This is a genomic window from Mariniflexile sp. TRM1-10 (assembly GCF_003425985.1).
GTDB lineage: Bacteria > Bacteroidota > Bacteroidia > Flavobacteriales > Flavobacteriaceae > Mariniflexile.
This window is the reverse complement of record NZ_CP022985.1, coordinates 3,416,387-3,432,371: the sequence shown is the minus strand read 5'-3', so window position 1 is coordinate 3,432,371 and position 15,985 is coordinate 3,416,387. Positions and strand designations below refer to the sequence as shown.

14 protein-coding genes and 1 other RNA gene are annotated in these 15,985 nt (G+C 34.5%); 7 read left to right on the top strand and 8 right to left on the bottom strand.

What is annotated here, in order from left to right; all coding sequences use genetic code 11:
• Positions 1-206: 206 nt before the first annotated feature.
• The 4 genes from rny to CJ739_RS14485 form a co-directional block, all read right to left on the bottom strand.
• Positions 207-1,781, bottom strand: a complete 1,575-nt coding sequence (gene rny, locus CJ739_RS14500) for a ribonuclease Y (RefSeq protein ID WP_117176567.1) — start codon at positions 1,779-1,781, stop codon at positions 207-209.
• A 59-nt stretch (positions 1,782-1,840) separates the two neighbouring features.
• Positions 1,841-1,968: non-coding RNA, 6S RNA (gene ssrS / locus CJ739_RS14495), on the bottom strand.
• 56 nt (positions 1,969-2,024) lie between these two features.
• The gene (locus tag CJ739_RS14490) at positions 2,025-2,318 is read right to left on the bottom strand and encodes a cell division protein ZapA (protein WP_117176565.1); all 294 of its coding nucleotides are present in this window, start codon (positions 2,316-2,318) and stop codon (positions 2,025-2,027) included.
• Between the two features lie 13 nt (positions 2,319-2,331).
• Complete coding sequence (locus CJ739_RS14485) at positions 2,332-2,622, bottom strand: coiled-coil domain-containing protein (RefSeq protein ID WP_117176563.1); 291 nt, start codon at positions 2,620-2,622, stop codon at positions 2,332-2,334.
• Positions 2,623-2,799: 177 nt separating this feature from the next.
• Here CJ739_RS14485 and CJ739_RS14480 point away from each other — a divergent pair, with 177 nt between their 5' ends.
• Positions 2,800-4,485, top strand: coding sequence for a M23 family metallopeptidase (locus CJ739_RS14480; RefSeq protein WP_117176561.1), 1,686 nt, complete (start codon positions 2,800-2,802; stop codon positions 4,483-4,485).
• A 17-nt stretch (positions 4,486-4,502) separates the two neighbouring features.
• Complete coding sequence (locus CJ739_RS14475; protein ID WP_236951513.1) at positions 4,503-6,965, top strand: carboxypeptidase-like regulatory domain-containing protein; 2,463 nt, start codon at positions 4,503-4,505, stop codon at positions 6,963-6,965.
• On the opposite strand, the gene CJ739_RS14470 is transcribed toward CJ739_RS14475, so the two are convergent.
• The gene (locus CJ739_RS14470) at positions 6,966-8,108 is read right to left on the bottom strand and encodes a cysteine desulfurase family protein (protein WP_117176559.1); all 1,143 of its coding nucleotides are present in this window, start codon (positions 8,106-8,108) and stop codon (positions 6,966-6,968) included. It lies immediately after the preceding gene.
• Between the two features lie 112 nt (positions 8,109-8,220).
• Between CJ739_RS14470 and CJ739_RS14465 the strand changes: the two genes are divergently transcribed.
• Complete coding sequence (locus CJ739_RS14465; protein WP_117176557.1) at positions 8,221-9,126, top strand: hypothetical protein; 906 nt, start codon at positions 8,221-8,223, stop codon at positions 9,124-9,126.
• Positions 9,127-9,176: 50 nt separating this feature from the next.
• Here CJ739_RS14465 and CJ739_RS14460 read toward each other — a convergent pair whose 3' ends face one another.
• Together CJ739_RS14460 and CJ739_RS14455 are read right to left on the bottom strand one after the other, a co-directional pair.
• Positions 9,177-9,740: a DUF8465 domain-containing protein gene (locus CJ739_RS14460; protein WP_117176555.1), complete on the bottom strand. Its 564-nt coding sequence runs from the start codon at positions 9,738-9,740 to the stop codon at positions 9,177-9,179.
• A gap of 5 nt (positions 9,741-9,745) precedes the next feature.
• Positions 9,746-9,931 carry an LPXTG cell wall anchor domain-containing protein gene (locus CJ739_RS14455; protein ID WP_236951512.1) on the bottom strand — a complete coding sequence of 62 codons (186 nt, stop codon included), beginning with the start codon at positions 9,929-9,931 and terminating at the stop codon, positions 9,746-9,748.
• A gap of 363 nt (positions 9,932-10,294) precedes the next feature.
• Here CJ739_RS14455 and CJ739_RS14450 point away from each other — a divergent pair, with 363 nt between their 5' ends.
• The 3 genes from CJ739_RS14450 to CJ739_RS14440 all read left to right on the top strand — a co-directional run bounded on the left by CJ739_RS14450 (position 10,295) and on the right by CJ739_RS14440 (position 12,754).
• Entirely contained in the window at positions 10,295-12,049 is a 1,755-nt protein-coding gene (locus tag CJ739_RS14450) for a DUF8693 domain-containing protein (RefSeq protein ID WP_117176550.1), read from the top strand.
• A gap of 69 nt (positions 12,050-12,118) precedes the next feature.
• Positions 12,119-12,400 (top strand): DUF2752 domain-containing protein, encoded by a 282-nt coding sequence (locus tag CJ739_RS14445; protein ID WP_117176548.1) that lies wholly within the window; start codon positions 12,119-12,121, stop codon positions 12,398-12,400.
• Between the two features lie 21 nt (positions 12,401-12,421).
• Positions 12,422-12,754 (top strand): CCC motif membrane protein, encoded by a 333-nt coding sequence (locus CJ739_RS14440; protein ID WP_117176546.1) that lies wholly within the window; start codon positions 12,422-12,424, stop codon positions 12,752-12,754.
• Between the two features lie 73 nt (positions 12,755-12,827).
• On the opposite strand, the gene rocD is transcribed toward CJ739_RS14440, so the two are convergent.
• Positions 12,828-14,069 (bottom strand): ornithine--oxo-acid transaminase, encoded by a 1,242-nt coding sequence (gene rocD / locus CJ739_RS14435; RefSeq protein WP_117176544.1) that lies wholly within the window; start codon positions 14,067-14,069, stop codon positions 12,828-12,830.
• A 441-nt stretch (positions 14,070-14,510) separates the two neighbouring features.
• Between rocD and rlmD the strand changes: the two genes are divergently transcribed.
• Entirely contained in the window at positions 14,511-15,920 is a 1,410-nt protein-coding gene (gene rlmD / locus CJ739_RS14430) for a 23S rRNA (uracil(1939)-C(5))-methyltransferase RlmD (RefSeq protein ID WP_117176542.1), read from the top strand.
• Positions 15,921-15,985 lie beyond the last annotated feature (65 nt).

Genomic DNA, 15,985 nt, shown 5'->3' with positions numbered 1-15,985 from the left:
GTTAGATGGTTAGATGGTTAGATGGTTAGATGGTTAGATGGTTAGATGGTTAGATGGTTAGATGGTTAGATGGTTAGATGGTTAGATGGTAAAATAAAAAAATCCTTTTAACTTTTAATTTATACCAAATAAAAAATCCAGCATAAATAGCTGGACTTTTTTGTTATAATTTAGATGTATTGAGATTTTTGCTTTCGCAGAAATTGTTACTTAGCAATATTAACCGCTCTGGTTTCTCTAATAACTGTTACTTTAACTTGGCCTGGATAGGTCATATCAGTTTGTACTTTTTGAGAAATACTAAATGATAAATCGGCTGCTTTTTGGTCGTCTACTTTTTCGCTTTCAACAATAACACGCAACTCTCTACCCGCTTGAATGGCATAAGCTTTTTTAACTCCAGTAAATCCGAAAGCGATATCTTCCAAATCTTTTAAACGTTGAATATAACTGTCTAAAACTTGGCGACGTGCTCCTGGGCGTGCCCCGGATATAGCATCACAAACTTGAATAATTGGTGCCAATAACGATTTCATTTCAATCTCGTCGTGATGCGCACCAATAGCGTTACATACATCATCCTTCTCACCAAATTTTTCAGCCCATTGCATACCTAAAATAGCGTGGGGGGTTTCCATATCGGTTTCAGCATCTGGCACTTTACCTATATCGTGTAGTAAACCAGCCCGTTTAGCTAGTTTTGGATTTAATCCTAATTCGGCAGCCATCACACCACAAAGTTTAGCGACTTCGCGTGAGTGCTGTAATAGGTTTTGTCCGTAAGACGAGCGGTATTTCATTCTACCGACCATTTTAATAAGTTCAGGATGTAAATTGTGAATCCCTAAATCTATAACGGTACGTTTACCAACTTCAATTATTTCTTGCTCTATTTGTTTCTTGGTTTTCTCTACTACTTCTTCTATCCTTGCAGGGTGAATTCTTCCATCGGTTACCAATTTATGCAATGATAAACGGGCGATTTCACGTCGCACAGAATCGAAACAAGATAATATAATGGCTTCCGGAGTATCATCAACAATAATCTCCACCCCTGTTGCAGCTTCAATAGCACGAATGTTTCGTCCTTCACGACCAATAATACGTCCTTTAACATCATCCGATTCTATGTTAAATACAGAGACACAATTATCAACCGCTTCTTCTGTTCCTATACGTTGAATGGTGTTTATAATAATTTTTTTAGCGTCTTGTTCTGCCGTTAATTTAGCTTCTTCCATCGAGCTTTGAATGTACGCCATGGCATCATTCTTAGCTTCTCCTTTTAAAGACTCTACTAATTGCGACTTCGCTTCTTCGGCAGAAAGACTGGAAATAACTTCCAGCTGTTGCACTTGGCTTTTGTGCAATCTATCTATTTCCTCTTGTTTTTTATCGAGCACATCTAATCTGTGATCATAATCTTTTTCTTTGATTTCAAGATTTTCACTTAACTTTTTAGTCTTAGCCAGTTCGTTAGATATTTGAGATTCTTTATCACGAATACGTTTTTCGGCTTCTGCCATTTTTTTATCGCGCGACAGAATCACTTTTTCGTGTTCTGCTTTAAGTTCTAAAAATTTTTCTTTTGCTTGAAGAATCTTATCTTTTTTAATTGACTCTCCTTCACTATTGGCTTCTTTAAGTATTAAAGCTGCACTCTTTTTTGCTTCCTTAACAAGTTTGGAAGCATTGTTTTTTTCTAAGGTTTTTGCTACAATAAAACCTATTACAAGTCCTAATATTATGCCCCCAGCAATCAATATAATTGAGTTATCCATTATTGTGTTTAGTTAATTTTTGTATATAAAAAAGCCTACACCAGCTTAAAATTTTGTATAAACTCCTTAAAAACAAGTTTAGGGCTAACAAGCTGATCAAGGATCTGCTAGGTACCGAAATAAATTCAGCACATGCAGCATGCTTTTACAACTTAAACTCACCCTTTTTAAAGAATTAACGTTGAGTTTATCAAAAAAAATAACTAATGTAGGCAGTAACTTTTAGTTTATTTTAAAGAACATTTAAGAAACTAAATGAGATTGCAATAAGTTGTTTAACGCATTTAGCTTTTCCTCTACATGCTCACTTATACTCTCTTTATCTATAGATTTCTGTTCTACTTGAGAAGCAAATTGTAAAGCACACATAGCTAATACATCTTGTTTATCTCGAACCGAATAACTCTGCTCAAACTGTTTAATCATAGCATCAATGTTTTTAGCCGCTTTTCGCAACCCTTCTTCTTGACTTGCATCAATAGTTAAAGGGTACACTCTATTAGCTATAGATAGCTTTATTTTAAGCTTTTCTGACATTGATTTTTTAAAATTAATCTGAGAGCTGAGCGATACAATGATCAATATCTCTAATTAATGCGTTTATTTTAAGCTTAGTTTCTCTTTTATTGTTGTCACTACCAAGCATTGTATTTGCCATTTTAAGCGCTTCATACTTTTCTTCCCAACTTGCAATATGCAATTTTTGGTTTTGAATTTCTTGCTTTGAAACGTTTAATTCTTCAGTCAATTTCAAGTTAGCAAGCTTCAAAAGCTCTAGTTTGTGTAATACCTTGCTAATTTTGTTTTCTAAAGAATCTACAATATCTTCAATATTACTCATTTACAAATTTCAATACTTATCTCACAAAGTTAACATACCTGCTTATAAATTACAATTGTTTTTTAATAAAATTTTAAAATTTTCGTTATTACTCATAATCGATACCATGGCTCGATTTTTGTTTTATTCTTTTGCACATTAATAACTAATTAATATTTTAGCAGCAACTACTTTGTTATGCGATTAATCTTTTCCTTTTTTTTAGTTTTCTCAATATTTACTAATGCCCAAAACAATTATCCACAAGATTATTTTAATCCACCATTGGAAATCCCACTTATTCTATCTGGTAGTTTTGGTGAATTGCGTTCTAACCATTTCCATTCTGGTTTAGATATAAAAACGCAACAACGCGAAGGATTAAAAGTATTGGCATGTGCCGACGGCTTTGTGAGCCGAATTAAAGTAGCCCATTTTGGTTATGGTAAAGCCTTATACATCACGCATCCTAATGGCTACACAACGGTTTATGGTCATTTACAAAAATTTTCGCCAGAAATTGAAGCCTATATTAAAAAACAACAATACGAAAAAGAATCATTTGAAATTGAGCTCTTCCCAAGTGCTGAAACCTTGCCTGTAACTAAAGGCAGTCTGGTTGCATATAGTGGTAATACCGGTGGCTCTGGCGGACCGCATTTACATTTTGAAATTCGCGATAAAGAAGAACGCCCCATGAACCCGATGCTTTTTGGTATTGATATAAAAGACAATTCGAAGCCTACCGTTAGCGCTATTTATGCCTATGCTTTAGATGAAAATGCATCTGTTAATAAATCAAACTCTAAACAAAAATTAAGACTTATTCCTTTAAAAAGCGGTGATTATATTACTGAAAGCATTGAAGCTTTTGGAAATATTGGTTTTGGTATTGAAACTAACGACCGACAAGATTTGGCGGCAAATTCAAACGGGGTTTACAATATTCAAACCTTTTTAAATGGTAACCAGAATTTTGAAGTCGATTTTAGTATATTTTCTTTTGATGAGTCATCATGCATCAATCAATTTATAGATTATGAACATTATATTAGTAACAGACGGCGTATTCAAAAATTATTCAAAAAAAACAACCCATTAAGTATCTTAAAACCCATATTAAACGATGGTGTTTTAACGATTGAAGACAGTACCGCTTCGGTTTATAAAATTCGTGTTTCCGATTTTAAAAACAACGCATCTTTTGTCACCATCAACATTAAAGGTAACAAAACAACAATTTCAAATCCCAAAGTAGAAAAAACAACACCTTATTATATTACCGCAAATCAATCTACCAATTTAAGGTCAGGCAATGTGTCAGTCGATTTTTACCCCGATACCTTTTATGAAAATTTCTATATGGATTTTGATGTAAATAACGATATTTTAACTTTACATAAAGACATTGTACCTACCAGAAAAAACTTCACGATAAGCTACGATATTAGTAATTACAAAGACCCCGATAAAGACAAATTGTTTATTGCTAGATTGGTAGGCTATAAAAAATACCCTTTATATTCATTCACGAAAAGAGAGGGTAATATATTATCAACAAGTACAAAAACATTGGGCACTTATGCCCTTGCAACCGATACGGTAAACCCCACTATATCCCCTTTAAATTTTAAAGACGGGCAATGGTTAAGCAATTTTAGATTTTTGAAAGTTAAAATAAACGATACGGTTTCAGGAATTTCTAATTACCGAGCAACTGTAAACGGCAAATGGATTTTAATGGAATATGATTACAAAACAAAAACACTTACTTACGATTTTAATGACGATATCGTTACCGATACTAAGAATGATTTTAAGCTAATTGTAACCGATAATGTTGGAAATAGTGCTACTTTTGAAGCAACATTTTTCAGGAAATAACACTTAACAACTGCCATTTGAAAACAAAATTTTACGTTTTTACCCTATTCTTTTTTTCGATTATTCTTGTTGGTTATTCACAAACTGCTACCATAAAGGGTATTATTTTAAACGAAAACAACACACCCATTGTAAACGTAAACATTAAAACCGATACCATGGGAACGGTCACCAACGTCAATGGTTTTTATATCTTAGAAATACCTGCGAACCAAGACGTAACTATTGAATTCTCGCATCTTTCATACAAAAAAATCGTAAGTGTTTTTAATTTGAAAAATGGTGAAGACTACGAATTTAATCCAGTTATGAGCACATCTATAGAACAAATAGCAGCCGTAATTGTTACTAATAAACGCCAACGTGATGTTGAAGGCATCATCACCCTAAAACCTGAGACTATTAGAAAAATCCCTGGCGCCAATGCTGGGGTTGAAAATTTATTGTTAACACTTCCCGGAGTTAGCAACAATAACGAATTAAGCACACAATATTCGGTGCGTGGTGGTAATTATGATGAGAACTTGGTATATGTAAACGATATTGAAGTGTATCGACCCTTTTTGGTTCGCTCGGGGCAACAAGAAGGTTTAAGTTTTGTGAATACCGATATGGTACAGAATGTCGATTTTTCAGCAGGTGGTTTTCAAGCAAAATATGGCGATAAATTATCGTCGGTTTTAGATATTACCTATAAAAATCCGTATCAATTTGAAGCGAATGCCGATTTAAGTTTATTGGGAGGAAGTCTTTCTGTTGAAAATATTAGTAAAGATTCTAAATTCACTGGTATTGTTGGGCTACGCTATAGAGACAATAGTTTACTAGTAAATGCTAAAGAAACCGAAACCAATTTTAAACCGTCATTTGCCGATGCCCAAGCTTATTTCACTTATAAATTCACAAGCAAGTTTCATTTAAGTTTTTTAGGAAACGCTTCCATTAACAAATACAACTACCAACCACAAACACGTCAAACAAATTTTGGCACCCTTACCGACCCTATAGCCCTTTTAGTGTTTTACGAAGGACAGGAAAAAGACCGCTATCAAACGTATTTTGGTGCTTTTAAAGGCACCTATTTTGCAAATGACGATTTAACGCTAAAACTAATAGCTTCTAGATACCATACGACCGAAGAAGAGCATTTTGATATTTTGGCACAATACCGTTTAGGGGAAGTGAATACGAATATTGGTGAAGAAAATTTAGGGGACGTTGAATTTAGCAGAGGTGTTGGTAGTCAATTGAATCACGGACGAAATGATCTAGATGCCCTAATTACGAATATAGAGCATAAAGGCGATTTTAAAATTAATGACCATCGTATTGAATGGGCTTTAAAATACACCAACGAAGACATTCGCGACCGATTGGTTGAATGGGAAGTCATAGATTCGGCTGGATTTTCTATTCGGCCACCAAAAACAATACCTGCAAATGAGCAACCTTATGTGCCATATAGTGGCCCATTAGTACCATTTACAAATGTAAGAGCTACCAATTACACACAGATTAATCGAGTTCAAGCCTATGCGCAATGGAGTAAACGAGCCACTATGGGTACCAGTGATGTTTGGTACAATGCCGGGGTTCGTGTGCATAATTGGACTGTAAATGGAGATAATATTTCTTCGTCAAACCAGACCGTATTTAGTCCGAGAGCACAATTCGCTATAAAGCCTTACTGGGAAAAGGACATGCTTTTTAGAATAGCAGCGGGCGCATATTACCAACCGCCGTTTTACAGAGAACTTCGAGATTCAGATGGTGTGGTGCAACCCCATGTGAAAGCGCAACAATCGTTTCATGTGGTTTTAGGTAACGATTATAGTTTTAAAATGTGGGAACGTCCTTTTAAACTTACTTCTGAAGCTTATTACAAAAATCTTTCGGATGTCAACCCCTATACTTTAGAAAATGTGCGTATTCGTTATGCTGCTAACAACAATGCCAAAGCATACGCTTACGGATTGGACATGCGTTTGAATGGGGAATTTGTTCCCGGAACCGAATCGTGGTTTAGTTTTGGTTACTTAAAAACAGAAGAAAACATTGATAACAAGGGTTATATCTCACGCCCTACGGACCAACGTTTAAAATTTGCTGCCCTGTTTCAAGATTACGTGCCTAATGTCCCTAATATGAAGCTCTATTTGAATTTAGTCTACAACACCGGCTTACCAGGAGGCTCACCAAGTTATGCCGACCCATACAATTATCAAAATAGATTGCCATCATACAAACGTGCCGATTTAGGTTTGCAATTTGTATTGGTTGATGCTAAAAAGCAATTTGAAAGCGGTTGGAAAAAACCATTTAAAGAGCTCTCTTTTGGGTTTGAAATTTATAACATATTTGATGTACAAAACTCTATTACAAATACTTGGGTGCGCGATGTATATACGAAACGTCAATACGCCATTCCAAATTATTTAACGCCAAGGGTTTTTAATGTTAGAACGACTATGAAGTTTTAACTAATCAACAAACGCCTTCAAAACCCCCACCACATAATCTATTTCTTCTTTGGTATTATATATGCTAAACGAAAATCGAATGGACGGTTTTTGCAAATCTTCAGCACTTAGAATTTCAGTCAGCACATGCGAGTTTTGGTTACTTCCACTTTGGCAAGCACTTCCTTTAGAACAAGCTATTCCTTTTAAATCTAACTGAAATAATAGCATAGCAGCTTTTTTAGGTGGTATTGGCAAACATACATTTACCAGTGTATATGTGCTTTTTTCCATATTACCAGACCTTCCGTTAAAAGTGGCGTTGGGAATATCGCTTTCAATTTTATTTATGAAATGTTGTTTTAAATCTTTTATAAATGCAGTTTCATTACCTAAGTTTTCATAAGCACTTTTTAAAGCCATTTCCAAACCTACAATATTATGAACACTTTCGGTCCCTGCTCGAAGTCCTCGTTCCTGCTCGCCACCAAAGATCAATGGTTTCAATCCTGAATTTTTCCTAATAAAAGCAAAACCAACACCCTTTGGCCCATGAAATTTATGAGCTGCCCCAGCAATAAAATCAACTTGAATATCTTGCAAATCCATCTTATAGTGTCCCACAGACTGCACCGTATCGCTATGAAACAACGCATTATTCACTTTACATAAGCTCGCTACACGTTTCATATTTAAAATATTACCTATTTCATTATTAATATGCATTAAGCTTACCAGCGTTTTATTTTCAGTTTTCATAAGAGTTTCCAAATGCAAATAATCAATCTTTCCATTTGGTTTTAGATCAACATAACTAACGGCAATTTTATAATCTTTAACAAGTTGTTCTATAGTGTGTAAAACCGCGTGATGCTCAATTTTAGAGGTAATAATATGTGTTACTTTTAAATCCCTAACAGCACTTAATAAAATTAAATTATCGGCTTCAGTACCACCAGAAGTAAATATAATCTCGCTTGCGGATACATTTAAACAACTAGCAACGGCTTTTCTTGATTTTTCAATCAATGCCTTAGACGACCTACCAAAACTATGCGACGAAGAGGCATTGCCGTAATTGGTTTTCAAAACTTCGGTCATGGCAGTAATGACTTCATCTCTAACTCGTGTCGTAGCGGCGTTATCAAAATATACCTGTTCCATGTTTTTTTTTAAAGCGCAAAAATAACCATAATAAAAACCATAATAAAATTATTATTAATATACTGCGTTATAATTAACAATTCGTTTATTTTTGCCTTAAAACCCAAATAGAATGCGTAAATTATTTTTTGTTCTTTTTAGTGTGTGCCTTTTAAGTTTTTACACCTGTGATGATGGTGATGTTATAGATGTTGCTTTTGATTTTGACGACGCTTTTCAAGCCTGTGGAGAAACTGACTTAGTTTTTTACAAAACCAAAAACGACCCATCAGAATCTTTATCCATGCTAATTAGTTCTCTAACACTTGAAACTATTTTAAGTTTTAAAGGAACAGATACTACCATAACAAAATCAGGAACCTTTAATTACAGAACTTACAATAATGCGACATTACCAACGGATTTATTCTGTAGTGACGTGCCTTCTTCAGAAATAAAAATAGCCCAAGATTATCAAAGTGCTTCTACAGCTATTATAACAGCTTCTTTAACTGAAGATGACAATGATGGTGTTCCTGCCGAATTAGAAAACCCAGACCCAAACGGTGATGGCGATTTAAGTGATGCACAAGACACCGATGGTGATGGTATTCCAGATTATTTAGATGATGATGATGATGGTGACAATGTACCTACTAAATTAGAAAAACCAGATCCAAATGGTGATGGCGATTTAAGTGATGCGCAAGACACCGATGGTAATGGAATTCCTGATTATTTAGATAATGATGATGATGGCGATGGTGTTTTAACCCGAGATGAGGAAAACCAATCTCCAGATAAAAACCCTACAAACGATATTAGTTTAAACGGTATTCCAGATTACTTAAACCCTGAAGTGTTATCTACAGTGTCTGCAACGGCTTTTAGAGAGCATATTATTTATAAAACCTATTTGGTCGAACTTACAGTAACAGGGATTAGTTTGGAAATTTTGTCGCAAGACGAATTTTATTTTGGTGTTTTAGAAAGCAGTGAATTTCCTCCTAATAGAAAAGTAACCCCAGCTTTTAAATAACAAAATTTGAAACAGACTTTCCTCGCAGAATCGTCGGGGAATCATTTAGATTAACCAGTGGGCACATTTTGATAAATATAAACTTCGGTGGCGCCTAAACCGTATTTTTGGTAGTTGGCATCGTAAAATTTTACGTTATCGTACTTAGCAAACAAATATTCCAATTCAATTTTCAGCACGCCCTCACCTACACCATGTATAAAAACTATTTTTTGAATGCGTTTTGAGATGGCAAAATCCAGTTGGCGTCTGGCTGTTTCTAATTGTAGTGTTAACATGTCATGATTGCTCATTCCCTTTGATGATTTCACCAATTGATTAATATGCAAATCAACTTCCATAGTAGGTTCAAAACGGTCTTTGGGTCTAGTTTTAGCTTGCTTTCTTTTGGCAAATTGCTCCTTTTCCTTTAAAGCTGTAGCAGCACTGGCATGTGAAAACAAGTCGTTTTTAATACTTCCTTTAGAAGCCCTTTTAACCAATTCATTACTTTCAAAATCAAGCAAAAAACCATCATCAGTTTCAATTGAAATGGTGTTTCCAACTATTTTTTTAACTATACCAGTCATGGCTTCATCTAAAACCAAAACTTTGTCGCCTACTTCAAAAATCATAAGCTTTAATTTACATCATTATTTAAATCGTCGTCATCTTTACTAGGAATCGTTTTCGAAATCCTATAAATACCAAGCATCAATATTACAATACCGCCAATTAAAATATACTGGTTTTGCTCTGTTCCTGTTTTGGCATAAATAGCCACAGCAGCACCAAGCACAATAAATATATAGTTTAAATATTTCATTATTAACATCTGAATTTATAGCCATAAAATTACATCAAAAATTAGAGTTTATTTAAGAAACTGTCTAAGTTTTATCCTTTGGCTCTTTTATACGTCTTTTTCCGGCATGCTTCAGCTTTTTTTCGGTCCGTAGCTATACTATAAACCTCAAAACACCTTCTTCTGACGAAAAAACACACTATAAAATATACCAAAAACAACATTTAGACAGTCTCTAAGTTTAGTAAAATGATTTTAAAATTAAATGTGGAAAAAAAGCATTTTTTAAGACAACGCCCAAATGCATTTTTAACCGTTTAATGAATAATTAAGTAAAAAAATAATTATATCTTTGTTACTTATACACTTAACCTATTTTTAATAATGCTAAACAAATTCGTCATACTCTTTTTGTTATCATGTGCTTTGTCTTATGGGCAACTGTCTATAAGAAACGATGCTTATGTATTTATAACCGATGAAATTGTTTTTGTTGAAGATGATATTAATTTAAATGAAACTGATAGTAAGATTTACTTAAGAGATGAAGCGCAAATTATACAAGGAACAGGCACTACGGGAAATTCTGGTGTTGGAGAATTAAGCGTTTATCAAGAGGCTAATGTTGGTGCTTATGAATATAATTACTGGTGTTCCCCCATTGGAAGTAAAACCAATAACTTAGTAAATAATCCATTTGGTATTTCGTTCTTAAATGATGTTGTAGATTTAACAAATTCCAATCCAGCTACATACGTACATTCTTCTACTTATAATGGCACTTCTACACCATTAAACATTGAGCCATACTGGATTTGGAAATACATCACAGGAAGTACTTACGCCGATTGGATCCATGTACAAGGCAATACCACAATAAATCCTGGTGAAGGATTTACTATGAAGGGTACTCTGGGTTCCAGTGATGCTCAACGTTTCGACTTTAGGGGCAAACCAAATAATGGCACCATTGCGGTAAATGTTTCAAACAATACTCAGACTTTGGTTGGCAATCCTTATCCGTCAGCTATGGATGCTTTTGCTTATATCCACGACACAGAAAATGCTGCGGTTATAACTGGAACTTTATATTATTGGGAACAAGACCCGAATGTCAACTCTCATTATTTAGCCGATTACCAAGGTGGTTATGCTTCTTATACTATTGATCCATTCGGTGCTGAAACGCCATTACCCGCAACCTTTAATACTTATAATGGTGATGGTAGTATAAACACTGGTGGTGTAGGCACTGGCTCTAAACTCCCTAAGAGATACATCCCAATTGGGCAAGGTTTTATGGTTGAAGGCACAGCTACTGGTACAGTTAAAGCTAAAAATAGCCATCGTGTTTTTGTAAAAGAAACAAATGTAGATAGTGAATTTTTTAAAACAACCAATTCAAAAACACAAAAGATAGCCAGTACAAGTAGTGGCTTCTCAATGGTACCTTCTGATTATAAGCGTTTCAGACTAAATATCGATTTTAACAACACTTACACCAGGCAAATAGCACAAACTTTTCATGCTTCGGCTACTGAAGGATTTGATTATGGATTGGAATCCAAGATTAATGCAAACGATATTTTAAAGTCTGACGCCCATTGGATAATTGATAATGATTCATACACCGCCGAGGCACTTCCTTTTGATGAAAGTTTAAAAATCCCTCTAGTTATTAAGGTTGCTCAAAACATGCCAGTAAGGATTAGAATTGCTGATGTTCAAAATTTTGAAAACATTTCAAATATTTACATTCATGATATTAAAAATGACACTTATGTAGATTTAAATAATCAAGATTTTAATATCAATTTAGAAACCGGAAATTATTTAAATCGTTTTGAGGTTACTTTTACTAAGAACACATTAAGCAATGATTTTGAAGCGTTTAAAACACTTAAAGTATATCATAACAATTCCACATTAACTATAAATAATCCAAAAGCTATAAACATTAATTCATTGGAATTGATAGATGTTACAGGCAAACGTGTTCTTCATAAAAAAATACACTCTAAAGAAACCACACAAAATTATTCTACTAAGGGATTGAGCGATGGCGCTTATATTGTAAATGTTTTATTAAAAAACGATCAGGTCTTTACCAAAAAAATTATTGTGGCTGCTAAAGAATGAGTTCAATAATAAAAACCAACAACACTTCTATAATTTTTATAAATTTGAAAGGAAACTAAAAATTAAAGTATGTCTTCTTTAGATGATTACATGTTGCCTTGCTTAAACAAAAAAATTTTTGGTTTTGATTGTATGGGTTGTGGTTTTCAAAGGTCTTTATCCTTAATAATCCATGGCGATTTTGTATCTGCTTTTTATATGTATCCTGCTGTTTATACCCTTATTCCATTAGGTTTATTTATAATAGCATCCTTTTTTTTCAAGCTTAAATATTCTAATAAAATTATAAATGCACTTGCAATTGTTTCTGTTATTATAATTATTGCTAGTTTTATAATTAAGAAAATCTAACACAAATTAAAAAATCAATTTATGAAAAAAAATCTTAATACTACGCTTATTTACATACTGTCTATCTTAGGACTTCTTTGTTGTTGTTTAGGAGGTCTTGGAATTGTATTTGCTGGACCTGCTTACTACATAGCCAACAAAAAAATAAAAGAAGCTGAATTAAATCCTGACGATTATGAAGGCGATGTAAAAGCAATGAATACCGCAAAAATAGTGGCTTTAGTGGTTACCATAATATGTGCCGTAACCTTGCTTTATAATATTTATGATTTATCTACAGGCGGTTTTGAAAAGCGTAAAGATCTTATTGAAGATTTTATGAAAGGCTACCAACAAGGTTTAGAAGGAAACTAATAAATCTTTCATTTTAACAATAAAAAAGCGGCCATAAGGCCGCTTTTTTATGTTTAAGCTTTTTATACAACTACTATTCAAATTGTTTAAGTGTTTTTGCAATAATACTGACGCAATCAAGTAATTGTTCTTTAGTCATCACTAAAGGTGGTGCAAAACGAATAATATTTCCATGTGTTGGTTTTGCCAACAAACCATGATCGCGTAGTGCCAAACAAATATTCCAAGCGGTATCGCTCTCTTCTGTGTCGTTAATTACAATAGCGTTTAACAAGCCTTTACCTCTCACTAAGTTGACTATTTTACTTGTCTCGATATATGTATTCAATTCACTTCTGAATAAATTACCTAGAGCTTCGGCATTTTCAGCAAGGTGTTCATCTCTAACAACCTCTAAAGCAGCAATAGCTACTGCAGCAGCTACTGGATTTCCGCCAAAAGTGCTTCCGTGGTTGCCGGGTTTAATCACGTCCATAACGCTGTTATTTGCCAAAACCGCAGAGACAGGATACACACCGCCACTTATAGCTTTTCCTAAAACCAAAATATCTGGTTTTACATTTTCATGATCAACTGCTAACAATTTACCCGTTCGTGCAATACCTGTTTGTACTTCATCGGCAATAAATAATACATTATAGCTTTCACATAATGCTTTTGCTTTTGATAAATAACCTTCTTGTGGTACATAAACACCTGCTTCACCTTGAATAGGTTCTACCAAAAAACCAGCAACATTAGGGTTGTTTTTTAAAGTAGTTTCTAAGGCTTCCAAGTTATCGTATGCAATTTTTATAAATCCTTTTGTAAAAGGCCCGAAATTTTTCCGTGCCACAGGGTCGTTAGAAAACGAAATAATAGTAGTTGTTCGCCCATGAAAATTATTTTCGCATACAATAATGTCTGCTTCATTTTCATCGATACCCTTTACTTCATACGCCCATTTTCTACAAATTTTTAATGCCGTTTCTACAGCTTCGGCACCCGTATTCATAGGTAATAATTTGTCGAAGCCAAAAAAATTACAGGCAAATTTTTCATATTTACCAAGTACATCGTTAAAAAAGGCGCGCGATGTCAAGGTTAAAGTTTGCGCTTGCTGTACCATAGCATTCACGATTTTCGGGTGGCAATGCCCTTGGTTTACAGCTGAATAAGCCGATAAAAAATCGTAATATCGCTTCCCTTCTACATCCCACACAAATACTCCTTCACCCCTATTTAATACTACAGGAAGTGGATGGTAGTTATGCGCTCCGTACTTGTTTTCTAATGCAATTGCTTGCTGTGGTGTTAATTGTTCTAAAACAGCCATTTTAATGTAAATTAAATTGATAAAATAACCATTCCTACTGTACCTTTATTCTTTCGAAGTGTTCGAAAAAGCAGCGTGGGAGAGAAATCATCCCCAGATAGAGCTGCAAGTTACTAAATATTCTTAAAAGTTTCTGGGTTGCTGAGTTGCAAAGCTGCAGAGTTTCAGAGTTTCAAAGGCGCAAAGGTTCTAAGTTTCTGGGTCACGGAGTTTCATAGTTTCTTAGTTAGTTACTTTTAGCTTTACCAATTTGCTGCTTTGTCTCTTTGCTACTTTATAACTTTTAGAATTTCCCTAAGCTGTAGAGTTGCTGAGTTTCAAAAGCGCAAAGTTGCTGAGTTTCAAAGTTTCTCAGTTAGTTACTCTTCACTTTGCCACTTTACATACAAAAATCGTTATTCAAAAATCGTAAATCGTAAATCGTTTCATTACTTTTGCAGCATGTCAAAAAGAACAAAAAAGCAAGCGTTTACAAACGTTGAAGTTTTAGATGCCGGTGCCAAAGGCAAAACCATAGCCAAAGCACCCGATGGGAAGGTTATTTTTCTATCCAACACCGTCCCTGGCGATGTAGTAGATGTACAAACATTTAAAGCCCGCAAAGCTTATTATGAAGCCAAAGCCACGGTATTCCATAAATTATCCGATAAACGTACAACACCTGCATGCGAACATTTTGGCGTTTGCGGTGGTTGTAAATGGCAAGATATGGGGTATGAACATCAATTATTTTACAAACAAAAAGAAGTTACTAATAATTTAACCCGCATTGGACATATTGAATTACCCGAAATAACACCTATTTTAGGAGCTGCCAGTCCATATTTCTACAGAAATAAAATGGAATTTTCGTTTAGTGACAGCCGTTGGTTGACTCAAGAAGAAGTACAATCGGATGCCGATTTAGGCGATAGAAATGCTTTAGGGTTTCATATCCCTGGTATGTGGGACAAAATTCTTGATATAAAAAAGTGCCATTTACAAGCAGACCCTTCAAACACTATTAGAAATGCCGTAAAGCAATTTGCACTCGATAATGGTTTTGAATTCTTCAACACCAGAAACCAAACCGGCTTGTTACGTACCATGATGATTCGCACTTCCAGTACGGGCGATGTGATGGTGGTCATTCAATTTTTTAAAGAAGACAAAGCTAAACGTATTTCGTTATTGGATTTTCTTGCTGAAACCTTTCCGCAGATAAGCTCTTTACAATACATCATCAACGAAAAAGCAAACGATACCATTTATGACCAAGAGGTCATTTGCTATAAAGGCGAAGACCACATTTTTGAACAAATGGAAGGTTTGAAATTTAAAATTAATGCCAAATCGTTTTATCAAACCAATTCAGACCAAGCATTTGAACTATATAAAATAACCCGGGAATTTGCAGGTCTAACAGGAAACGAATTGGTTTACGATTTATATACCGGCACCGGTACCATTGCGCAGTTTGTAGCAAAAAAAGCAAAAAAAGTAATTGGTGTTGAAGCCGTTCCAGACGCTATTACCGCTGCCAAAGAAAATGCACAATTAAATAGTATTAATAACGTTGAATTCTTTGTAGGTGACATGAAGCATGTTTTTAATGACGAATTTATTACTGCGCACGGACATCCAGATATTATTATTACCGATCCGCCTCGTGATGGGATGCATAGAGATGTGGTGCAACAAATATTAAATATTGCACCTAAAAAAGTAGTCTATGTAAGTTGTAACAGCGCCACCCAAGCTAGAGATTTAGAATTAATGGATGCCATGTATAAAGTTACAAAAACACAAGCTGTGGATATGTTTCCACAAACGTTTCATGTTGAAAATGTTGTACTTTTGGAAAAACGGTAATTTAGATTATTAGACTGTTAGATTGTTAGACAGCTAGAATCTTAGGTTAACCAAATAAATAAACT